This window comes from Streptomyces sp. O3, from assembly GCF_054788135.1.
This window is the reverse complement of record NZ_JBTVYK010000058.1, coordinates 23,755-45,140: the sequence shown is the minus strand read 5'-3', so window position 1 is coordinate 45,140 and position 21,386 is coordinate 23,755. Positions and strand designations below refer to the sequence as shown.

Sequence of the window (21,386 nt, the reverse complement as noted above, 5' to 3'; positions counted from 1 at the left end):
CCGCTGCCGAGGCCGCGCCGCGTTCGCGGCGTCGCGTGGCGCGCCGTGCGTCCGCGCCCGCCGGTGCGCCGGGGGCCGCCGACGCTCCGATTTCTGTGACCGCCTACGCCGTCGTCGCACCCGACGAGGCCGCCGAAACTGATGAGAGCGGCGTCGTAGCCGCGCCCGTGGCGGCTCCGCGTCGTCGTGCGACGCGGAAGGTGACCGCTCCGGCGGGTACTCCGGGGCAGGTCGCCCCGGCCGCTGAGCCGGTGGCCGAGGCGGCCGCTGAGCCGGTGGCCGATGAAGCCCCGGCCGCCGCTGCCGAGGCCGCGCCGCCCGCACGTACCCGGCGTCGTGCGACGCGCAAGGTGACCGCTCCGGCGGGTACTCCGGGGCAGGTCGCCCCGGCCGCTGAGCCGGTGGCCGAGGCGGTCGCCGAGCCGGTCGCCGATGAAGCCCCGGCCGCCGCTGCCGAGGCCGCGCCGCCCGCGCGTACCCGGCGTCGTGCGACCCGTAAGGCGACCGCCCCCGCCGGTGCGCCCATGTCAGCTGAGACCTGGACTGAGGAGCCTGTTGTGGCTGCCGCTGAGGATGAGTCGGCCGCCGTCGAGGCCGCCGCGCCGGAGGTTCCCGCTGATGAGGCCGCGCCGCGTGTGCGTTCGCGGCGTCGTGCGACCCGTAAGGCGACCGCGCCCGCCGGTGCACCCGCGTCAGCTGAGGCCGACGCCGAGGCCAGTGTGACTGAGCCCGAGGCTGAGGAGGAGGCCGCGCCCCGTGGGCGTACCCGGCGCCGGGCGACCCGGAAGGCCGCCGAGATCTTCACCGAGCCGGAGTCGGGCCCGGACCAGGACCAGGACCAGGAGGCCGAGCCGGAGGCTGAGGAGAAGGGCGCGCGCTCGCGCCGCCGCCCGCAGCGCCCCGCCGTCGCCATGTTCCAGGCGCCAGTGTTCACCGAGCCGACCTTCCAGACGCCGGAGACCGCCGCGGCCGCCGCTGCCGCGGAGGTCGTCGAGCCCGCGGCCGCCGAGGACGAGGAAGCCGCCCCTGAGCAGCCCGCGCCCCGCGGCCGTCGCCGCCGCCGTCGCGGCGAGCAGGCCGCCGAGCCGGTGGCCGAGGCTCCCGTGACCGAGGCCCCGCAGGAGACCGCCGAGGCCGAAGCCGAGGAAGAGGCCGAGGAGGCCGCCGAAGCCGAGGACGCCGAGGCGCAGGGCGAGCGTCCGGGCCGCCGCCGTCGCCGTGGTGGCCGTCGTCGCCGCCGCGGCGAGTCCGCCGAGGGCGAGGCCGCCGAGTACGCCGAGACCGAGCGGACCGCCGCCGCCGAGCAGGCCGAACAGGACGCCGAGGACACCGCCGAGCAGGCGGCCGAAGACGCTGAGGACGAGCGCGCCGAGCGCGCGGAGCCCGGCGGCTCCAGCAGCAGCCGTCGCCGCCGCCGTCGCCGCCGTCGCGCGGGCGACACGCCCGCTGACGCGACGCCGGGCGAAGGCGACCCGGAGCGTACCGTCGTCAAGGTCCGCGAGCCGCGTAAGAAGGATGAGCGGGAAGCGCCGTCCGACGAGGTCCAGTCCATCAAGGGCTCGACCCGCCTGGAGGCCAAGAAGCAGCGCCGCCGCGAGGGCCGCGAGCAGGGCCGCCGCCGGGTGCCGATCATCACCGAGGCGGAGTTCCTCGCCCGCCGCGAGGCCGTCGAGCGCGTGATGGTCGTCCGGCAGAGCGGCGAGCGCACCCAGATCGGCGTCCTGGAGGACGACGTCCTCGTCGAGCACTACGTCAACAAGGAGCAGTCGACGTCGTACGTCGGCAACGTCTACCTGGGCAAGGTGCAGAACGTCCTGCCGTCGATGGAGGCCGCCTTCATCGACATCGGCAAGGGCCGCAACGCCGTCCTGTACGCGGGCGAGGTCAACTTCGAGGCGCTCGGCATGGCCAACGGGCCGCGCCGTATCGAGTCCGCGCTGAAGTCCGGCCAGTCCGTGCTCGTCCAGGTCACCAAGGACCCGATCGGCCACAAGGGCGCCCGCCTGACCAGTCAGGTCTCGCTGCCAGGACGCTACCTGGTGTACGTGCCCGAGGGCTCGATGACCGGCATCAGCCGCAAGCTCCCGGACACCGAGCGGGCCCGGCTGAAGACCATCCTCAAGAAGATCGTCCCCGAGGACGCGGGCGTCATCGTGCGCACCGCCGCCGAGGGCGCCAGCGAGGACGAGCTGCGCCGCGACGTCGAGCGGCTGCAGGCGCAGTGGGAGGACATCCAGAAGAAGTCGAAGCAGGTCTCCACGAGCTCCCCGAGCCTGCTCTACGGCGAGCCGGACATGACCGTCCGGGTGGTCCGCGACATCTTCAACGAGGACTTCTCCAAGGTCATCGTCAGCGGCGCCGAGGCCTGGGACACCATCCACGGCTACGTCGACCACGTCGCCCCCGACCTGGTGGACCGGCTGTCCAAGTGGACCAGCGAGGTCGACGTCTTCGCGACGTACCGCATCGACGAGCAGCTGATGAAGGCGCTGGACCGCAAGGTCTGGCTGCCCAGCGGCGGCTCGCTGGTGATCGACAAGACCGAGGCGATGGTCGTGGTCGACGTCAACACCGGCAAGTTCACCGGCCAGGGCGGCAACCTCGAGGAGACCGTCACCAGGAACAACCTGGAGGCGGCCGAGGAGATCGTGCGCCAGCTGCGGCTGCGCGACCTGGGCGGCATCGTCGTCATCGACTTCATCGACATGGTCCTGGAGTCCAACCGGGACCTGGTGATGCGCCGCCTGCTGGAGTGCCTGGGCCGGGACCGTACGAAGCACCAGGTCGCCGAGGTCACCTCGCTCGGCCTGGTGCAGATGACCCGGAAGCGGGTCGGGCAGGGACTCCTTGAGTCCTTCTCCGAGACTTGCGTGCACTGCAACGGGCGTGGCGTCATCGTGCACATGGAGCAGCCGACCGCGGTCGGCGGCGGCGGTGGCAAGCGGTCCAAGAAGCGCGGCCGCGGCGCCGTAGAGCACCCGCACGAGCAGCCCGAGGCGGCCCCCGCGCAGCCGGAGGCCGAGACCGTGAGCGAGACCGCGGCGGAGGTGGCGGCCGAGGCCGCGGCGCCCGCGAAGCTGCCCGAGCCTGAGTTCGTCCCGGACGAGGAGCTGTACAGCAGCGCGGCCGAGGCGGAGGCCGCGGCGAGCCGTGGCCGCTCCCGGCGACGGGCGAGCCGCAAGGCGACGGCTCCGGCCGGTCCGGCCAGGGCGGCGGCCGAGCGGTCCGCGCCCGTGCTGTCCGAGGCGGCGGAAGAGCCGAAGGCTGATGCGGATGCGGCCCTGGCCGCGTCCGCCGCCGAGAGCGCGACCGAGAGCGCGACCGCTGAGGCGGCCCCGCGCGCCACCCGTCGCCGGGCTTCCCGGAAGGCGTCCGCGCCCGCCGGTGCGCCGAAGGCGGCCGAAGAGGCGGCGGCCGTCACGGAGGCCCCGGAGCGGGCCGCCGAGCCGGTCGCGGAACCCGTGGCCGAAGCGGTCGCCGAAGCCCCCGAGCCCGTCGAGGCCGTCGAGGAAGCGGCTCCCAAGGGCCGTGGCCGTCGCCGGGTCGCCCGGAAGGCGTCCGCGCCCACCGGGTCGCCCAAGGCGGCCGCCGAGCCGGTCACCGTCATCGAGGCGCAGACGGAGGCGCGGGCCGAGACCCCGGTCGAGGCCCCCGCCGTGGCCGACGTCGTCGCACCCGTCGCGGAGCCGGTCGCGGAGCCCGCGGCCGCGCAGGTCGCCGAGGCCCCCGAGGCCGCGGCCCCGCCGCGCCCCCGCAGGCGCGCCGTCCGCAAGGCGGCGGCGCCGACCGCGTCGGCGGAGGCCGCCGTGGTGGTGGTTCCGGCAGCGGCGCGTGACACCGCCGAAGCCCCGACGGCCGAAGCTCCGACGGCCGAAGCTCCGACGACCGCCGAGGCACCCGCGACCGACGGGACCACGGCCGACGAGGCAGAGGCGGCCCCGGCCAAGAAGGCCGCGCGCAAGTCGGCGAAGAAGGCCACCGCCAAGAAGGCCGCCACGAAGAAGACCACGACGGCCAAGAAGACCGCGGCCAAGACCGCGGCGAAGAAGACGACGGCCAAGAAGGCCGCCACCAAGAAGACGGCGACGGCCAAGAAGACGGCAGCCGCCAAGAAGACCGCGGCGGCGGAGCAGCAGACCCTGCCCTCCGTCTCCGCACCGGCCGACGAGGCCTGACCTCCGCCTGGCTCCGTCCCGCCCCGCGGGCCGGGACGGAGCCAGTCGGCCACGGCCAGTCGGCCACGGCCGGTCAGCCACGGCCAGTCGGTCACAGCCGACTGGCCGGAGGCGACTGGAGACGGCCGGACAGACGGGGGCTGGTTTGACCCTTTCAGGCCAGGCCCCGTAACCTTGACCCTCGGCGTCTGTTAGTACGCCAACCCTCTGAGCATCTCCCTCCCGCGCCCGCGCGGGAGAGGCCGCTCGTCCCTCCGGATCATCGGCGCCCCTCGGGGCCCGTGTGGGCGGCTGGCATCAGGGGTCCGTTTCGAGCGAAAGAGAGATCCGCGTGTACGCCATCGTGCGCAGCGGTGGCCGCCAGCACAAGGTTGCTGTCGGCGACATCGTTGAGGTTGACAAGATTTCCACCGCCCAGGTTGGCGACACGGTAGAGCTCTCTACCCTGCTGCTCGTTGACGGCGAGTCCGTGACCAGCGACCCGTGGGTGCTGGCCGGGATCAAGGTCCAGGCCGAGATCGTGGACCACCACAAGGGCGCGAAGATCGACATCCTTCGCTACAAGAACAAGACCGGCTACCGCCGTCGTCAGGGCCACCGCCAGCAGTACACGGCGATCAAGGTCACTGAGATCCCCACGGCTGCGAAGTAAGGGACTGAGGAGAGATGGCACACAAGAAGGGCGCATCGTCCACCCGGAACGGTCGCGATTCCAACGCTCAGCGGCTCGGCGTGAAGCGCTTCGGCGGTCAGCTGGTCAACGCCGGTGAGATCCTGGTCCGCCAGCGCGGCACCCACTTCCACCCGGGCAACTCGGTCGGCCGCGGCAAGGACGACACGCTGTTCGCGCTGGCCGCCGGCTCGGTGGAGTTCGGCACCCACCGTGGCCGCAAGGTCGTGAACATCGTTCCGGCCGCCGAGTAATCTCGGTTCCGTAGAGCGAATTCAGCGGAGGCGGACCTCACTTCCCTCGCGGGAAGCGGGTCCGCCTTTCGCGTGTTACGAGTAAGACATTCCGTGCACATCGCGTGCACAGTCCGTGCGTAATTCTGGAGGCACCCCATGACCACCTTCGTGGACCGCGTCGAGCTGCACATCGCCGCGGGTAGCGGAGGTCACGGCTGTGCCTCCGTGCACCGGGAGAAGTTCAAGCCGCTCGGCGGCCCGGACGGCGGCAACGGCGGCCGCGGCGGCGACGTCACCCTGGTGGTCGACCAGGCCGTCACCACGCTGCTCGACTACCACCACAGCCCCTACCGCAAGGCCACCAACGGCCAGCCGGGCGCGGGCGACCACCGCTCCGGCAAGGACGGCCAGGACCTGGTGCTGCCCGTCCCGGACGGCACCGTCGTCCTCGACAAGCAGGGCAACGTCCTGGCCGACCTGGTCGGCCAGGGCACCTCATACGTCGCCGCGCAGGGCGGCCGCGGCGGCCTCGGCAACGCCGCGCTCGCCTCGGCCCGCCGCAAGGCCCCCGGCTTCGCGCTGCTCGGCGTTCCCGGACAGGCCGGGGACATCGTCCTCGAACTGAAGACGGTCGCCGACGTGGCGCTCGTCGGCTACCCGAGCGCGGGCAAGTCCTCGCTGATCTCGGTGCTGTCCGCCGCCAAGCCGAAGATCGCCGACTACCCGTTCACCACGCTGGTGCCCAACCTCGGCGTGGTGACGGCCGGTGCGACCGTCTACACCATCGCCGACGTGCCGGGCCTGATTCCGGGCGCCAGCCAGGGCAAGGGCCTGGGCCTGGAGTTCCTGCGCCATGTCGAGCGGTGCAGCGTCCTGGTGCACGTACTGGACACCGCGACCCTGGAGTCCGCACGCGACCCGCTGTCCGACCTGGACATCATCGAGGCGGAGCTGGCGCAGTACGGCGGCCTCGACGACCGCCCCCGCATCGTCGTCCTCAACAAGATCGACGTACCGGACGGGAAGGACCTCGCGGAGATGGTCCGCCCCGACCTGGAGGCCCGCGGCTACCGCGTCTTCGAGGTGTCGGCGGTGGCCCGCACCGGCCTCAAGGAGCTCTCCTACGCACTGGCCGAACTGGTGGCCACCGCCCGCGCCGCCAAGCCCAAGGAGGAGGCGACCCGGATCGTCATCCGCCCGAAGGCCGTGGACGACTCCGGGTTCACGGTCACCGCCGAGGCGGACGGCGTCTACCGCGTACGCGGCGAGAAGCCCGAACGCTGGGTGCGGCAGACCGACTTCAACAACGACGAGGCCGTCGGCTACCTCGCCGACCGCCTCAACCGCCTCGGCGTCGAGGACGAGCTGATGAAGGCCGGGGCCCGCGCGGGCGACGGCGTGGCGATCGGCCCCGAGGACAACGCGGTCGTCTTCGACTGGGAGCCCACCGTCCTGGCCGGCGCCGAGATGCTCGGCCGCCGCGGCGAGGACCACCGCCTGGACGCCCCCCGCCCGGCGACCCAGCGCCGCCGCGACAAGCAGGCCGAACGCGACGAGGCCCAACAGGAATACGACGACTTCAAGCCCTTCTGACCCACGCCTGACCCACCCGAGCGGGGGGGGGGGGGGGGGGGGGGGGGGGGGGGCGCCGCCCCCCCCCCCGCGGGGGCGGGCCCGGGCCCAACCGACGTAGGCACCGGGACCGCCCGCTTTCGTGTGTCGCACCCAAGACTCGCGGTGGTCTGCCGCCAACATCATTCGCGGACAGCATCAGTGTGGGATTCCCCGGTGCGCACGGGGTGCACTGGGACGACACCCACGAACTGCTCCTGGCGATCGGCTACCACGACCTACGCGCCTACAGCCTGGTCACGAACAGCAGTGGCGTCATCACCGGACTTTCCCTGGAAGCAAAGCTGTCGTTCCAGGTAACAGGGCACGACATCCAGCCCGACTACGCCTCCGCGGACGTCTTCTTCACAGTGGGAGGAGACTCCCGTAACCCCGATCACGGCATCTGGAAGACCCATCTCAGGTGGGACAGCAGCAGAAGGGAGTGGTACTTCGCTGCCAGGACCAGGGTTCACGACTGGTATTTCACGAAGTCCTTCAGCCGACTCCCGGACGGGACGGAGTTCTGGGTCGACGCCCCGAACGCGTCAGAGTGGTGGAACGACACGGTCGGCTTCTCCGGCCGGGGCGACTCGTCCCGCAACGGCGCGCGATACTACAAGGCCCGCTTCTGGTCCCACGTCCTCACCTGACGAGCAGCGGCCGCGGTGTCTGCTGGGAGCGCTGCCGCCGTCCCGGTCTGCGTATGGGGGCGGGCGGGCCTGTTGCCCAGTGGCTACTAGGCTCGCTCCGCACTGGAGGGCAGCGAGCAGGAGAGGTGGATGGCGGATGGCGGCGAGGAAGCCTCCGACGGAGAGGCAGCGTCGACTTGGCGCGGAGCTGCGCACGATGCGCGAGCATGCAGGGATGTCGATCAATGACGCGGCCGTACTGCACCGCACGGACCGCACCACGGTGACGAACATCGAGACCGGCCGCTTCGGGGTCAGTACCGACCGGGTGCGGGTCTGGGCCGCCAACTACGCCTGCCCGGACTCGGCTTACGTCGACGCGCTCGCGGAGATAGCGAGGGAGCGACGTACGGGACTCATCAACTGGTGGGACGAGTACCGGGACATCCTGCCCGCAACCCTGCTGGACATCGCGGAACTAGAGCACCACGCCGTGGCCGTACGGGCCGCGCAGGTGACGACCATGCCCGGACTGCTCCAGCACGAGGACTATGTACGCGCGGTCTTCGAGGAAGCGGTGCCCCCTCTCGCATCTGCGGACTTCGAGCGGAAGCTTGCTTTTCGCCTGCGGCGGAGCCGTGTGATCGATGATCCAAGAGAGCTGCCGTGCACGTTCCTCATCCATGAGGCCGCTCTGCGGATGAGGTTCGGCGGCGTGAAGGTGGTCAAAGCGCAGCTTGCCCATCTTCTTGAGCAGTCCGAGAAGGCGAACGTGACCCTCAGAGTGGTGCCCTTCGAGGCCGGTGGCTTCCCGCCTGCGGCAGGTTCGACGCAGTATGTGCAAGGCCCGGTGCCGCAGTTGGACACGGTGCAGTCGGATGCCCCGGCGGGGGTTTCGTTCCTGTACGCGGAGAGTCAGCTGGCGAACTATCGCGTGTTGATGGACCGCATGGAGCGTAGAGCGCTTGCGCCCGAGCCGTCATGTGACTTCATCCGTGAGCTGGCCCGGCAGCTGTGAAAGGAAGCAAGGTGGATATTCCGTGGCGTAAGTCCTCGTTCTCGGACCAGCCCGAAAGCGCGTGCGTAGAACTCGCGTTGACGCGCGGCAGTGTCTTGGTCCGGGAGAGCGACGAGCCGGGGGTGGTCATCGCGACGGAGCCGGATCGGTTGCGGGCGCTGTTGTTGAGCGTCAAGGGCGGGGTGCTCAGCGGGCGCGAGTGATGGGCATATGCCAGTTACTCGACCAAGTTACAACTTGTTGTAACTCGCTCTATGTTGGGTCTACCGTTGGAGTCAACCTCGTTGGCTCACATCTGAGTTGAACGCGAAAAGCCCTGGCGGTGTCGTTACCACCCCAGGGCCTGGCCAACGCATGATCCAAGACCAGGAGAGCGTCAGCATGAACCACCGTATCGGGCTCGCCCTGCAACGAACAGCCACCCGCCTCCTCGCCCTCCTCGCCCCAGCCAAGGGACGCCGCCGCAGAAGCCGTACGGCCATGGCCCTGGCCACGGTCACCCCAAGGCCGCCGCGCACCGCGACCGGGCTGCGGCTGCTCGTCCGCCGGATCATCCCGCCGAGCCCGCCCCGCCAGGCGGGCACCCCCGTCACCCCAGCCGGACAGTCGACCCTCGACAGCCCGATCCTCGACGGGCCCAGCCCCCTCGTACGCCCCTACCTCCTCGCCCACGAACAACACGAGCGCCGCACAGCCCTCGCACTCGCGCTCGACGGCATCGACGTCGGCCCGTGGATCATCCACGGGCACCCCGTCGGAGCCCCCGGCAGGCCGGGGGTCGCATTCTGATGGCAGACTCCCGACCCGCCCGAACCACAGCACAGGGCCCGCGCATCAGCCGCGTACCCGGCAAACCCGTACAACGCGACGCGGACGGCCGCCTCACGATCCCCCTCTGGCTCCAGCAGGACGGCAGATTCGACACCGACCTCACCCTCCGCCTCACCCCCGCCGAAGCAGAAACCCTCCACGCACAACTCTGCTACGCCCTGGACACCGACCCCGTCGCCATCCCACCCGGCCCCGAAACCCCGGACTGCCGCAAACCCGCACACGGCCCAGCCGGAGTCCACTGGCCCTGATCCGCCCCAACCCGACGAGGTCCGGGGGGGGGGACATCCCCCCGGACCTCGTCCCCTTACCCGGCCAGACAGAACTGGGCGCGGACCGCAGGGGCGGACAGACGGCCTCGGCCGTGCCCCATCCACCAGGAGCTTTCGCCCAGAGCCGGTCCCGCCCGGAAAGGCTGAGAAGAGTGCCCCTCTTCAGGGAGCGCTACCGTCTGCCGAAAGAGGCGCGTCTACGCACTTGGGGTCTTCCCGTAGTAAGGACGCACGGTCTTGTTCAACTTCCGCTGGATCAAGCGCAACATCCTGATGGTTGCTACGTCGTCGCGTCCCGTCGCCGTCTGCCACTCGACCCCTGATCCCATGAGATCACTGACGAAAGCGATCTCCGTGGCCAGAAGTACGCGAGCCCAGTCAACTGGAGAAAGCGGGATGTCGGATCCGAGCGCCCTGTCTAGCCTGCGAGTCTGATTGACGAGATCTTGTGAATCCTCAAATCCTATACCCGCGGCAAGCTGGTCACTGCAACGGGCCGGTCCAACCCATTCCAGGAGAGCTCGCCGCACCAGTTCGACCTCTTCCGCGGTGAGCAGTTCACTCGCGGCTACCTCACGGCCTGACATCAGTTCAACCTCTCCCAGTAGTCTTCCAGGGTGCTGGGGCTCAAACGGTAGATACTTCCGCCGTCTGGGTCCATCGGGTTGTGAATAACCAAGGTCGTTCCATCCTTCCCCAAGAAGGCCTTTCGTCCGCTGCCCAAACTCTTGGAGCGAGACGGATTCTCCATCACGTCCCGTGCGAGCTTCTCTAGATCGTCTGCCGAAACTCCTGGGAACTCCGATCCGTGCTTTCCATCGGCGTGGCCTCTAGCTATGTCACCAGCATCCTCGGCGCGTTCCGCATCTGTGCACCAATCAGCGTTGTGGACAAGGATGGGCGTTTTTCCTGCAAGCACATAATACGTGTGCAGATCGTCGACGGTGAGGTTGTAGGTCTTGGCGTTCTGAGTGAAGGAGCGATTGCCCTTCACGCTAACTGCGCTGCCATCGACGGTGCGCAGGGTCATCCCGCGGCGGAGGTCACCTGCTTCGATCCACGCCTGTTCGGATGGTGACCAGAATGGATGCTCAAATGTGGCGGTCAGTTGCTCTTCACCCTTGTGGGTGGTGATAGTGAGCTCGTTGAAGCGCTTGTCGTGCTCGGTGATAATGAGGTTCGTCACCGGTTGCGGGGTGGTCTCGCCGCTGATCGGATCGGTGGCGACGACGCGGTCTCCGAGCTTGATGTCCTCGATGTTCTTGGCCGAGTCATCGGCCATCAGTACCTTGGTGCCGGCGAGGAAGCACTTGAAGCACTTAGCTGCCTTGTTGACTCGGGAACTCTTGGCGATGTCGTCGACTTTGTCGAGGTGCTTGAGAAGCTTGAGCTTGCCGACGGGCGACACAGACACGGCTGCGACAAGGCACTTGCCCAGTGTGGGGTTCTTGAAGCAGTCCACGGCGTCGTCGATGCCAAGGACGTTCGTTGCGACCTTGCCTAGCTTCAGAGCGAGCCCTGGGTCGATCTCGGGAGGCTCAAATGCGTCTGGACCGTTCCTCGCTATGCAGCGCTGGAACTGTGTATCCAGACGAGTGGCGTACGGGTTGGGTGAACAGGTTTCCTTAGGCTTCTTCTTCGCCGCTTCCCTTGCCTGCTTGCGCTGCTCCTCAGCAAGACGGCGCGCTTCGGCTTCTTCGGCCTCGCGCAGTGTCTTTACCTGCTTCCACGCCTTGGACGCCTCGGATTTCGCTTCCTTCGCACTCTTGCCTGCGGCCAGAGCGGAGATGCGGGCGTCGTCGGCTGCCGCGTCTGCCTTGGCGGCTGAGGTGCGGGCGTAGTTCGCGGTGAATTCGGCCTGGGCGGCGGATTCTTCTGCGGCGTTCGCTTCCTTCTGCGCTCGGGTGGCGGCATTGCGGGCGGTGGTGGCGGATTTGGCTGCCTTGGTGGCGCTGGCTGCGGCGCTGTCGGCGGCCTGGTCGGCCTCGGATGCGTGCTTGGCGGCCTGGCGAGCGCTGTTCTTCGCTTCGGTCGCGGCCTGGTCGGCTTCGGTGGAGGCCTGGTTGGCTTCAGCTGCGGCCTTCGCGGCGAGCCAGCGGTTCTGCTGGGCCTTGGCCGCGACGACGGAGCCTTCCGCGATCAGGCGCTCAACCTGAGAGACGTGAGTCGCGGCGAGCTGGTCCTTGCGGTCGGCCATGTGCTGGCCGACCAGGACGAACTCGTGGAGGCGGTCGGGCGACTCGTACAGGGCGATCTTGGCTGCGGCCTTCACTTCGGGGCCGCCGTCGTTGAACAGCTTGCTGGCGATGACCCGTTCGTCGGTGTTGAGCGCGGTGTACTGGCCGCTGTTGAGGAAGCCGAGCAGTGCTTGGGTGCTGCCGTCGGTCAGCGCCTTCTTGGCTGCCTCTTGGACGCTGGGGCCGCCACTGTTGTAGATCTTGGAAACTTCGACACGGTAGTCCGTGTTCGCGGCCTTGTGCTGACCGGTCGTGTAGAACTCACGGATCTGCTGCTCTGTGCCCTTGAGAGCCTCGGCAGCCGCAGTGCGAACAGCATCGTAGGGGCTGGTGGTGGCCAGCTCGGAGACCTGCTGTCGGATCTCGTCCTGTTCGGCCTGCTTCCAGCCGGTGCGCAGGTACTCCAGTACGTTTTCGTCAGTACCGGAGAGTGCCTGTGCGGCGGCGTGCTGTCGCCAGGAGCCGAAGTGCTTCATCGCCCGCAGGGCCACCTCACGGCCCTTGGCGGCGATCGCCGAGGTGTCGGCGTCGGGCTTGGCCGCCTCGGCGGCCAGAGCGTCGGCGTCGTCGGCGATCGCCTTGCCCTCGATCACGATGCCGGAGACGGCCTTGGTGAAACGGTTACCGGCTGCCTTGTGGGACTTGGCGCGTTCGATGGCGGCGGCGGTACGGGTGGCGAGGTCCTCGGCCTCGGTCTCGCGAGCGACCGCGAAGGCCTTCTTGGCCGTCGCGACCGCCGCAGTCGCGCTGTTCGCGGCGATCTTGGCCGCGTTGGCCTGCTTGGTGGCCTCGGCTGCCGCGTCACTGGCTTCACCAGCGTGTTCGGCGGCGTACTCAGCGGCCGTGGCCGCCTTGTTGGCATGCGTGGCAGCCGAGTTGGCCGCATCGCGTGCTCCCGCGGCGGCGGTGGCGGACTTTCGGGCCAGCGTCTCAGCGGCGTTGGCCGCGCGGTCGGCCTCGCGGGCGTGCCGACGGGTTTCGGCGGCTGCGGCCTTGGCCTGGCTGGACGAGACCCCGGCGGCGACAGCATGCGCGTTCGCCTCTTCTGCCGAGTCGGCAGCGGCCTTGGCGTTGGTGCTCGCGCTCTTGGCTGCCTTGACCGCGGTCGCGGCGGCCAGGGATGCCTTGCCTGCCTGATCTGCGGCCTTGGCCGACTCCGTGGCGAGCTTCGCAGCCTTGCGGGCGTTCTTGGCCTGCTTCCTGGCGTTCTCGGCCTGATCCTTGTCCTTGCCTGCGGCGATGGCGGCCTTGTAGGCGCGCGTCGCGGCGTCGGCTGCGGCCGCGGCGGCGTTGGCGGTCTGCGCGGCCGCCAGAGCAGCGATCCGGGCAGAGCGGTTGGCGGCATTGGCCGCCCCGATCGCAGTCTGCGCCGCGGACGCGGCGGAGCGAGCAGCGTCTGCGGCCTGCTTAGCCTTGACTGCGGCGCGCTTGGAGTCCTTCCTGGCGGCTTCCGTCTCCTCGGCGGCCTTCTTGGCGGCCTTCTTTGCCAGTTCCGAGGCCGCGATCGCCTTCGCCGAGGCCTCTTGTGCGGACTTGGTCGCGTTCTCGGCCCGCTTACCGGCCTTGATGGCCTGCTCGGTGAGCTGGGCGATGGTGGCGTGTTCCTGGTCGCGATTGCGCGCCACGAACTGGCCGACCTCCAGGAACTCGACAACGTCGTCGGGGGTGCCACGGAGGGCCAGCTCGGCGGCGGCCTTCATGTTCGGGCCACCGCTGTTGTGGAGCTTGGCGACCTCGACCCGGTTGTCCGTCTGGCGGGCGGCGTACTGGCCTTCCTCCAGGAACTTGGTGACGTCCTGTGGAGTGCCTCGCAGGGCCGCTTCGCCCGCGTCCTTCACTCCCCAGCCGCCAAAGTTGACAACCCGTGCGGCCAGGACACGCTGATCCTGCTCGTGCGGTGCCTGCCAGCCGTCTCGCAGAAACGTCCGCAGTTCCTCCGGCGTACCTAGCAAGGCCTGCTTGGCAGCCTCACGTACGGCGGGGCCGCCCGCGTTCAGGATGCGACTGACGTCGACACGGTCGTCGATCTGGCGGATCGCTTCCTCGGACTTGAGGAACTGTCTGAGGTCCTCCTCGCTGCCGAGTAGTGCCTGCTCGGCAGCCTCTCTCACACCAGCGCCGCCGTTTTTCCAATACGCAACCACCAATCCACGATTTGACGGCGGGTTGGACTCCGCAGAGGCGGCGGGTGTGGCTCCTAGTAGGCCGGCAAGCAGAGCGGCGGACAGCACCACCGCGCTCGCCCCGCGAGGCACAGGCCTTCTATCTATGGCTCTGCGCCCACCCCTGTGGCTAGGCCACAGCCGTCTGAGGCGCGTCCGCTGTATCACCTGATACTCCCTTTCCAAGTGACGTCTTAATCTGCCAACACCAACCACGAGCTGAGGAATAGTCGCGCATGTCCGTTTCGATCCAGGTTGCCTGTAAGTGAATCGTCACAGCTAGATAACGCAGACGTCTTTCTTAATCCGTGTGTGACTCACCGCCACCCCCCTCAGGCTCTACGGCGGTTGGCAGTGCCTTCGCGTGGATCTTACATATGGTTTACTTCCGTGAACCTCGGGGGATGAGACCCCCTTTCGCTTCTCGTGGAAAGAGAGAGTCATGGCGATATCACGTGTCCGCAGGGCACTCACCATCGGGGCCACCTCCCTTGCGGCCGCCGCTGCTTGTCTCAGTGTCACAGGTCTGACCTCGGCGCAAGCAGTCCCCCAGCCTCCTGCTTCGGCTCCCCTGGCTGTGGAGGCCGACGGGATGCCGAGCGCGGTGGAGGACTTCAACTACCCCGGCGCTGCCAAACTCCTGGAGGACCGAGGAATTGCCCTGAAGCGTGGTGATGGTCACATCGTCCTCACGGGCATCACTGAGGTCAACCAGTGCACCTCTGACCCCTCCAATATTTTCGTGGAGTCGCGTCTCGGGTTCTTCTGCTTCAAGTCCAATGCCAAGACTGGCTACTTGACCATGGAGCTTCCCAAGACCTTCAACATTTGGACCGGCGCTCAGCCCGTCGAGGCCACGCTGACCGCCGACGGCAAGGAAACCGTTGTCGATGCCGCCGCCAATAAAATGACGACCGTCGGCGAGACCGGTAACAGTGGCCGACAGTCCGCTCTGGTCGAGCTCCGCGTCAACAGCTGACCTGCCAGCGTCCCATCTGTCACGCTGCCCAGGCCGCAGCACTCCACTGCTCAGGCAGCGTGTCCAGCTCCGACAAAGGAAGCACATGTCTGCAAGACCATCTCGCGCCGACCCCCGGCGCACGGTGGGTAAGTCCGCGCTGGCCGCCCTCACTACGGCAATGCTCGCAATGCCGGTTCTGGTGACGTCGACGCCCGCCAGCGCCGTGAACGGCTCCCCGGCGGCCAAGACCGACTACGCGTTCACCGCCCGCCTGGACATCGGCGCTGGCAAGCGTGCTTGCTCCGCGGCCCTGATATCGCCGCGGTGGATCGCCACCGCGGCCAGTTGCTTCGCCGACGACCCCGCCACCGCTCACGCTCCCGCGGGCAAGCCGAAGTGGAAGACCACGGCGACCATCGGCCGCAGCGATCTGACCGCTTCCGGCGGGCAGATCCGTGACGTCGTCGAACTGGTGCCGCGTGAGGGCCGCGATGTGGTCTTGGCCCGTCTCGACCGGCCGACCACCGGCATCACCCCGGTACCTTTCGCCGCTGCCGCTCCCCAGGCAGGCGAGGAGCTGACGGCGGCCGGATTCGGCAGGACTCAGAGCGAGTGGGCACCCAACAAGCTGCACACGGCAGCCTTCCAGGTGGACTCCGTCGCCGACGACACCCTGGCGATCAGCGGCAAGAGCGCATCGGACGCGCTCTGCAAGGGGGACGCCGGTGCCCCGCTCCTGCGGGACACCAACGGAACCCTTGAGCTGGTCGCGCTCGCCAGCCGCACCAACGAAGGCGGCTGCTTCGGCTCGGACACGAACAGCAACGCCGCGATCGCCGCCCGGCTGGACAACACCGTCGGCGGCAACGAGATCACCGCCGGGACCACTCTGCTGCCCGGTGACACGCTCACCTCCAACTCGGCCCGCCTCACCATGCAGGCGGACGGCAACCTCGTCATCTCCTCCAACGCCGGAAAGTCCCTGTGGTCCACCGGCACCGCAGGGCAGGCGGGCGCGACCGCCCGCTTCGACACCACCGGCAACCTCGCCGTGATCGCCGCCGACGGAACCACCATCCTGTGGGAGTCCAAGACCTCAGCCCCCGGCGGCAAGGCCGTGCTCCAGAACCGCGGCAACTTCGTCATCTACGACGCCGAGGGCACGTCGCAGTGGGCCGCCGGCACGTGATCCGCCACGACTACAACGGCGACGGCCGCAGCGACCTGGCCGACTGGTACGACTACGGCGACGGCAGCGACAAGATCCACGCCTGGTCCGCCAAGGCGGACGGCGGCTTCAATGCTCCCCTCCACAGCTGGAAGACCGCCGCGGGAAACTACTGGGCCGAGAACATGAAGCGCGTCACCGGTGACTTCAACGGCGACGGCATCGGCGACGTGGCGACCCTCTACGGTTTCTCCACCGGCGAGGTCCGGCTGATCACATGGCGGGGCAAGGGCGACGGCACGTTCCATGGCCCCCTGCACTCGTGGCGGACCAACAACGGCTGGAACTTCGACGCCATGACCGTCAACGCCGGTGACTTCGACGGCGACGGCCGCGACGACGTCTCCGTCTGGTACGACTACGCCGACGGCAGCGACAAGCTGTTCACCTTCCTCGCCAAGCCCGACGGCGGGTTCAACGCCCCCTTCTCCTCCTTCCGCCGCACAGGCGGCTGGACCGCCTCACACATGAAGTTCGCCACCGGCGACTACAACGGCGACGGCCGCGACGACCTCGCCGCCTTCTACGGCTACGCCAACGGCGACGTGAAGCTGATCACCTTCACCGCCAAGCCCGACGGCGGGTTCAACGAGCCCGTCCACGGCTGGCAGTCCAGCGGCTGGAACTTCGACCGGGCCAGCGTGCACTCCGGCGACTTCGACGGCGACGGCCGCGACGACATCGCCACCTGGTACGACTACGGCGACGGCCACGACTCCGTGATCGGCTTCAACCCCAGCCAGGCCGACGGCAAGTTCGGCAACCGCACCGAACTGTGGACCGTCCCGGCCGGGAACTACTACCGCCAGAACATGAAGCTCGCCACCGGCGACTTCAACGGCGACGGCCGCGACGACCTCGCCACCGTCTACGGCTACTCCGACGGCCGCGTCAAGACCATCACCTGGACGGCCAAGACCAACGGCACCCTCAACGGGCCCCTGCACAGCTGGAAGACCCCTGCGGGGAACTGGACCTTCGACCGCATGCACGTCATCGAGCGGTACAGCCCCGCCTGAACACACCGCCCTAGGCACGTCCCTGGGTGGGCCGACCGATACCTCTGTTGTCGGTCGGCCCACCCAGGGCTCGACATAGAGGAAGTACGTTGCGCAACACAGGAATACGCACCCGGAAGGCTCGCGGAGCCCTGACCGCGGGCATGGCTCTGGCGGTCGCCACCGGTCTGCTCACCGCGACGCCGACCGCGCAGGCGGTCTCCGGCGAACCCGCGGCCGCAGACGAGCACGCCTTCACCGCCCGGCTTCTCATCGGCGAGGGCGACGCCACGCGCGGCTGCTCCGCCGCGCTGGTGCACCAGCAGTGGCTGCTGACCGCCACGAGTTGCTTCGCTCCCACTCCGGGCACCGAGGTCAAGCCGGGCAAGCCCGCGCTGAAGACCAAGGCGACCGTAGGCAAGCAGACCGTCGACGTCGTCGAGGTGGTGCCGCGCGATGACCGGGACGTGGCCATGGTCCGCCTCGCCGCGCCCGTCACCGCCGTCAAGCCGGTGGCACTGGCCGCCGATGCCCCCGAGGCCGGTGAGACCCTGCTCGGCGCCGGGTTCGGCCGGACGAAAACCGAGTGGGTCCCCAACCAGCTGCACACCGGCGAGTTCCGGGTGGCCTCCGCGACCGACACCACCGTGGCGCTGACCGGTCAGAACGGCGTCTCCGTCTGCAAGGGCGACACCGGCGGCCCCGCCCTGCGCCGCAAGGACGGCAAGGTCGAGCTGACCGCCGTCCACAGCCGTTCCTGGCAGGGCGGGTGCTTCGGAGAGACGGAGACCCGGACCGGCGCGGTGGACGCCAGGGTCGACGGCCTGGCGGGCTGGGTGAACGACGTCCGCAACCGCGACCGTACGTACTCGGCCGACATCGACGGCGACGGCAAGAACGACCTGGTCATGCTCCGCACGAACGGCGACATCGTGGTCTACCGCAACCAGGGTGACGCCTTCGCTCCGGGCCGGGTCATGTCCGGCGGCTGGGACCGATTCCTGACCTGGAAGGACCTGGGCCGCCTGTACGTCGCCGACGTCAACGGCGACGGCAGGGACGACCTTCTCGTGCACACGAACGACGGCAAGATCGCGGTCCGCACCAACCACGGTTCGTACTTCGACCAGGGCAAGCACTGGTCCGGTGGCTGGGGCCGCTTCATCGACGGCAGCGACCTGGGCCGCCTGTACTTCGCCGACGTCAACGGCGACGGCAAGGCCGACATGCTCGTGCACACCAAGGACGGCAACATCGAGCTCCGTACGAACCGCGGAACCTACTGGGACCAGGGCAAGCACTGGTCCGCCGGTTGGGGCCGGTTCCTGACCTGGAAGGACCTGGGCCGCCTGTACTTCGCCGACGTCAACGGCGACGGCAAGGCCGACCTGCTTGTGCACACGAACGACGGCAAGATCGCGGTCCGTACGAACCACGGTTCGTACTTCGACCAGGGCAAGCACTGGTCCGGCGGCTGGGGCAACTTCATCGACGGCACCGGCTGGGGCCTCCTCCGGTTCGGTGACGCCACCGGCGACGGCAAGGCCGACATGCTCGTGCACACCAAGGACGGGAAGGTCGCGGTCCGTACGAACCGCGGAACCTACTGGGACCAGGGCAAGTTCATGATCACGCTCTGACGCTGTGGCTCCATAAGGCGTCGAAGGAAGGGACGTCCCTCTCTGACCTGCCGAAGAACACACGCAGGCGTATGCCGAGGCGCGGGACGTGGCAGGTTAGGAGCGGGGAGTTCACTCGCAGTAGGCAGCGGTTTCCGCCGCTGCCTACGAGCGTGTGCACGAGTGTTCCGTCTTCCGTATGCGCAGCAGGCTCATCGGGCCTGGTTGGCAACTCTGCAGGCGGCCCTGGATCCCCGGCAACAGCAGGAGGGCGGGCACCGTCGGCGTCGACGGGACGAGCCGGACTACTGTGCAGTTCAGCTACGACAGTTCGAGCAGGTTGGCCGCTGGCCGAGGGGCGAGGTATGAGAATGACAGGGATCAGTCGACGGGGGCTGCTGCGCGGGGGCGTGGTGGTCGGGGCCGTCACGGTCGTGGGGGGTGCGGCGTCGGCGGCTCAGGCCGGTACCGCGCGTATCAATCCGGCTGTCTCGGGTGAGGCGGCGCATGTCCGGGCGCTGCGCAGGGCGTTGGACGACGCGGCGGCGGGGGTGGTGGGTTCGCACGGGGTCGACGGCAAGGGCCGGATCATCGTGAAGGCCGGGTATGCGGGGGTTCCCACCTACACGCTGCTCAGCACCTTGGTCATCGGCGGCAACACGGTCCTGGACGCGACCGGTGCGCGGTTCGTCGCCAAGTTCGGCACGGTCATGCGGAAGTACACGCTGGACCGGAGGAATCAGCACTCGCCCAGTCCTGAGTACGTCACGGACAGCCAGGGGTCGTTCAGCGCGCCCGCGGTCAGCGGCGCGAAGGCCACCATGCTGATCAACCATGTCCCTTCGTCTGCCACGACGGGCTACTCGGCGCCGGGCAACATCATGGTCAAGGGTGGCGAATGGGACCCTATTTCCGCGTGGGTGTGGAATGACTCCGGGGCTGCGCGGGCGCGCGCGGACGACGCCCCGCCGATGAACGCGCTGACTTTCACGCACACCCAGGATGTGGAAGTCGAGGGCGTGACGGTCTGGAACGTCAAGTGGTGGCACGCGGTCGAACTCAACGCCGTGCGCCGGGGTGCGGTCCGGGACTGCTTCTTCAAGGGCTGGGTCGAGAATCCGACGCAGGGCCTGTGGCATGGTGAGGCCGTCCAGCTCGACCTGCCCCTCTCCGGTAACACATGGGCCGGAGCCAGCGACGGCACCCCGACCGTGGATGTGCAGGTGCAGCGCAACTACGCGGGTGCGTCCGGCTCCCAGCCGTCCTGGGCGAAGCTGGTCGGATCGCATACCGGCGGCGAGAAGGTCGGCCAGGTGCACGCGCGCGTGCTGATCGAGGGCAACGTCGTGGACGACGCCAAGTGGGACGCCGTCGGGGCGATGAACACCACCGACATCGTCATCCGCGGCAACACGGTCAACAACAGCGTCGGCGGGGTCTACGTCAGTTCCCTGTCGGCGCGGAGGTTCGGCCGTCCGTCGGTCCAGGTAGGGCCGAATCCCGTCTCCGGGGTCGACATCGTCGACAACCGGGTGACGGTGGCGGCGGGCGCTTCGGGGGCCTCGCGCAACGCGGTCCGCGTGAACGCGGACACGGTCGGGTTCGTCTCACCGGTGAGCGACGTCGCGGTCACCGGCAACCGGGTCAGCGGCGGGGGCTTCTACTACACCTCGCACGTGACGTTCCGAACCGGCACCACACCACAGCGCTAGGGGGATTGGACGGCCCGGCAAGATTTTCGTGAAGTGAGGGTGTGCCTCCGTGCGCCGGTGACGCTCCGTCACGGGTAGCGGCGTCGGAGGTGCGCCATGAGGATGACGCGCTGGCGGAGCAGCGCACCCCGGCCCGGCCGGCCATGATCCTTTTCTGGAGCTTCAGGTCCGTGATGCGGCCTTCGTTGACGTCGGAGTTGAACGGGGTGGGTTGACCGGCGGGCGGAGTGCGCCGTACGCACTCCTGCCAGGAGCCAGCGCGTGCGTACTTGGCCACGGTGTGCCGGTTCAGGCCCAGCTCCCGGGCGATGGCGCTCAGCGAGCGGCCAGCACCGGAGACCGTGTGCACCGCCTCGAACAGCCGCTGAGCGTGTCGGCGCGCGGGAGTATCGGCCTCTTCGGACGGTTCGGCCGACGGTGGCGGTGAGGCCAGTTCGGGTTCAGGAACTGCGGCGGACAGGCAGCCGCGGTGGGCGGCGGCGATGTCCGAGACCCGCTTCGACAGCCCCTGCCACAAATGAAAACGGTCGCTGACCCGGGTGGCGTTGGGTGCACCGTCGCTGATGCCCTGCCGGTATTGAAGCGAGCCGTCGCGGCAGACGGTCTCGACGCCCGGATGTTGCCGCAGCCAGGTGGCCAGTTGCTCGGCGTCCCGTCCCGCCCAGAGCGTGAACAGGAGCCGGGTGTCTGCATCGACAGCAAGGTGCCGTAGACGTCGGCGTACAGCGCGAAGTCGTCCACGCCCAGTACCCAGGGGCGTGGCTGTTGGCGGCAGCTGCATGCGCATCAGGTGCACCCGCGCCGAGCCGCGACCGCAATCCGGACACGCCACCGTCAACAAGCGGGTACGGGCACCGATACGGACCACGCCACCCACCGACCACACCCGCTCCACCTGCACCGCATCCAAGTGCGGCGACACAACTCGTACGAGGTCATCACACTCACCGACCCTGCCGCTACCCGTGACGGAGCACCACCGGCGCACGGAGGCACACCCCCGCTTCACGAAAATCCTGCCGGG

Annotated in this window: 16 protein-coding genes; 14 read left to right on the top strand and 2 right to left on the bottom strand. The window is 68.9% G+C overall.

Annotated elements, in window-relative coordinates; all coding sequences use genetic code 11:
- Window positions 1-35 precede the first annotated feature (35 nt).
- The 9 genes from ACX6XY_RS25015 to ACX6XY_RS24975 all read left to right on the top strand — a co-directional run bounded on the left by ACX6XY_RS25015 (window position 36) and on the right by ACX6XY_RS24975 (window position 9,424).
- A complete protein-coding gene (locus ACX6XY_RS25015; RefSeq protein WP_460335021.1) occupies window positions 36-4,175 on the top strand; it encodes an Rne/Rng family ribonuclease in 4,140 nt (1,379 codons plus the stop codon).
- 331 nt (window positions 4,176-4,506) lie between these two features.
- The gene (gene rplU / locus ACX6XY_RS25010; RefSeq protein WP_460335018.1) at window positions 4,507-4,827 is read left to right on the top strand and encodes a 50S ribosomal protein L21; all 321 of its coding nucleotides are present in this window, start codon (window positions 4,507-4,509) and stop codon (window positions 4,825-4,827) included.
- 14 nt (window positions 4,828-4,841) lie between these two features.
- On the top strand, window positions 4,842-5,099 hold the full coding sequence (gene rpmA / locus ACX6XY_RS25005) for a 50S ribosomal protein L27 (RefSeq protein WP_460335015.1): 258 nt from the start codon (window positions 4,842-4,844) through the stop codon (window positions 5,097-5,099).
- Between the two features lie 138 nt (window positions 5,100-5,237).
- Window positions 5,238-6,674, top strand: coding sequence for a GTPase ObgE (gene obgE / locus ACX6XY_RS25000; RefSeq protein WP_460335011.1), 1,437 nt, complete (start codon window positions 5,238-5,240; stop codon window positions 6,672-6,674).
- 182 nt (window positions 6,675-6,856) lie between these two features.
- Window positions 6,857-7,345, top strand: coding sequence for a hypothetical protein (locus ACX6XY_RS24995; protein WP_460335008.1), 489 nt, complete (start codon window positions 6,857-6,859; stop codon window positions 7,343-7,345).
- Between the two features lie 136 nt (window positions 7,346-7,481).
- Window positions 7,482-8,342 carry a Scr1 family TA system antitoxin-like transcriptional regulator gene (locus tag ACX6XY_RS24990; RefSeq protein WP_460335005.1) on the top strand — a complete coding sequence of 287 codons (861 nt, stop codon included), beginning with the start codon at window positions 7,482-7,484 and terminating at the stop codon, window positions 8,340-8,342.
- A gap of 11 nt (window positions 8,343-8,353) precedes the next feature.
- Entirely contained in the window at window positions 8,354-8,545 is a 192-nt protein-coding gene (locus ACX6XY_RS24985; protein ID WP_460335002.1) for a DUF397 domain-containing protein, read from the top strand.
- A gap of 178 nt (window positions 8,546-8,723) precedes the next feature.
- The gene (locus ACX6XY_RS24980) at window positions 8,724-9,131 is read left to right on the top strand and encodes a hypothetical protein (protein WP_460334999.1); all 408 of its coding nucleotides are present in this window, start codon (window positions 8,724-8,726) and stop codon (window positions 9,129-9,131) included.
- Entirely contained in the window at window positions 9,131-9,424 is a 294-nt protein-coding gene (locus ACX6XY_RS24975; protein ID WP_460334996.1) for a hypothetical protein, read from the top strand. Before ACX6XY_RS24980 ends, ACX6XY_RS24975 begins: the two co-directional genes overlap by 1 nt.
- Before the next feature lie 607 nt (window positions 9,425-10,031).
- Here ACX6XY_RS24975 and ACX6XY_RS24970 read toward each other — a convergent pair.
- On the bottom strand, window positions 10,032-13,826 hold the full coding sequence (locus ACX6XY_RS24970) for a polymorphic toxin-type HINT domain-containing protein (RefSeq protein ID WP_460334993.1): 3,795 nt from the start codon (window positions 13,824-13,826) through the stop codon (window positions 10,032-10,034).
- A gap of 460 nt (window positions 13,827-14,286) precedes the next feature.
- Here ACX6XY_RS24970 and ACX6XY_RS24965 point away from each other — a divergent pair, with 460 nt between their 5' ends.
- The 5 genes from ACX6XY_RS24965 to ACX6XY_RS24945 all read left to right on the top strand — a co-directional run bounded on the left by ACX6XY_RS24965 (window position 14,287) and on the right by ACX6XY_RS24945 (window position 20,362).
- On the top strand, window positions 14,287-14,823 hold the full coding sequence (locus ACX6XY_RS24965) for a hypothetical protein (protein ID WP_460334990.1): 537 nt from the start codon (window positions 14,287-14,289) through the stop codon (window positions 14,821-14,823).
- Window positions 14,824-14,983: 160 nt separating this feature from the next.
- Window positions 14,984-15,994 (top strand): trypsin-like serine protease, encoded by a 1,011-nt coding sequence (locus tag ACX6XY_RS24960; RefSeq protein WP_460334987.1) that lies wholly within the window; start codon window positions 14,984-14,986, stop codon window positions 15,992-15,994.
- Window positions 15,976-17,052 (top strand): FG-GAP-like repeat-containing protein, encoded by a 1,077-nt coding sequence (locus ACX6XY_RS24955; protein WP_460334984.1) that lies wholly within the window; start codon window positions 15,976-15,978, stop codon window positions 17,050-17,052. The genes ACX6XY_RS24960 and ACX6XY_RS24955 overlap by 19 nt, the downstream gene beginning before the upstream one ends.
- A gap of 89 nt (window positions 17,053-17,141) precedes the next feature.
- Entirely contained in the window at window positions 17,142-18,671 is a 1,530-nt protein-coding gene (locus ACX6XY_RS24950) for an FG-GAP-like repeat-containing protein (RefSeq protein ID WP_460334981.1), read from the top strand.
- Window positions 18,672-19,021: 350 nt separating this feature from the next.
- Window positions 19,022-20,362, top strand: a complete 1,341-nt coding sequence (locus tag ACX6XY_RS24945) for a hypothetical protein (protein WP_460334979.1) — start codon at window positions 19,022-19,024, stop codon at window positions 20,360-20,362.
- On the opposite strand, the gene ACX6XY_RS24940 is transcribed toward ACX6XY_RS24945, so the two are convergent.
- Window positions 20,295-21,263: a transposase gene (locus ACX6XY_RS24940; protein WP_460335030.1), complete on the bottom strand. Its 969-nt coding sequence runs from the start codon at window positions 21,261-21,263 to the stop codon at window positions 20,295-20,297. The genes ACX6XY_RS24945 and ACX6XY_RS24940 overlap by 68 nt on opposite strands.
- Window positions 21,264-21,386 lie beyond the last annotated feature (123 nt).

What these genes read in the sequence shown, in the direction of transcription:
- rpmA (WP_460335015.1), top strand. Translation starts at nt 4,842, where the DNA reads ATGGCACACAAGAAGGGCGCATCGTCCACCCGGAACGGTCGCGATTCC.
- obgE (WP_460335011.1), top strand. Translation starts at nt 5,238, where the DNA reads ATGACCACCTTCGTGGACCGCGTCGAGCTGCACATCGCCGCGGGTAGC.
- ACX6XY_RS24990 (WP_460335005.1), top strand. Translation starts at nt 7,482, where the DNA reads ATGGCGGCGAGGAAGCCTCCGACGGAGAGGCAGCGTCGACTTGGCGCG.
- ACX6XY_RS24980 (WP_460334999.1), top strand. Translation starts at nt 8,724, where the DNA reads ATGAACCACCGTATCGGGCTCGCCCTGCAACGAACAGCCACCCGCCTC.
- ACX6XY_RS24975 (WP_460334996.1), top strand. Translation starts at nt 9,131, where the DNA reads ATGGCAGACTCCCGACCCGCCCGAACCACAGCACAGGGCCCGCGCATC.
- ACX6XY_RS24965 (WP_460334990.1), top strand. Translation starts at nt 14,287, where the DNA reads ATGGCGATATCACGTGTCCGCAGGGCACTCACCATCGGGGCCACCTCC.
- ACX6XY_RS24960 (WP_460334987.1), top strand. Translation starts at nt 14,984, where the DNA reads ATGCTCGCAATGCCGGTTCTGGTGACGTCGACGCCCGCCAGCGCCGTG.
- ACX6XY_RS24945 (WP_460334979.1), top strand. Translation starts at nt 19,022, where the DNA reads ATGACAGGGATCAGTCGACGGGGGCTGCTGCGCGGGGGCGTGGTGGTC.